This is a genomic window from Mesorhizobium sp. M4B.F.Ca.ET.214.01.1.1 (assembly GCF_004791545.1).
Lineage (GTDB): Bacteria > Pseudomonadota > Alphaproteobacteria > Rhizobiales > Rhizobiaceae > Mesorhizobium > Mesorhizobium abyssinicae.
Window position 1 is genome coordinate 1 of sequence record NZ_SRUX01000292.1, and the last position, 282, is coordinate 282.

The window sequence follows — 282 nt, forward strand, 5'->3', positions numbered from 1 at the left end:
CTGGCAATTCCATGCTGCGCGAGGAAACGATGAACCAGATCGAAACCGCCGAAGCGACGAGCGGTATGGCGTAGAGCAGGTAGACGTAATACCCGACCCTGTCGGCCTTGCCAGCGGCGAAGAAGCCCAGCCATCGCACGAACAGCGCGACGGCGATTGCCGTGATCAGCGGATTGATGCGCGCCTCGCGGTGCGAGCGCGCGTCGCCGGCTACGGCAAGCGCGATCAGCGCGAACACCAGCGAATAGGACCATTCGGCGAAGCGCTGGTTGAGCTCCGCCC

At 64.2% G+C, this 282-nt stretch carries 1 pseudogene; it reads right to left on the reverse strand.

Features of this window, described 5'->3' with window-relative positions:
* Positions 1–282 (reverse strand): annotated as a pseudogene (locus EN857_RS34295) (LPS export ABC transporter permease LptF); the annotation flags it as partial.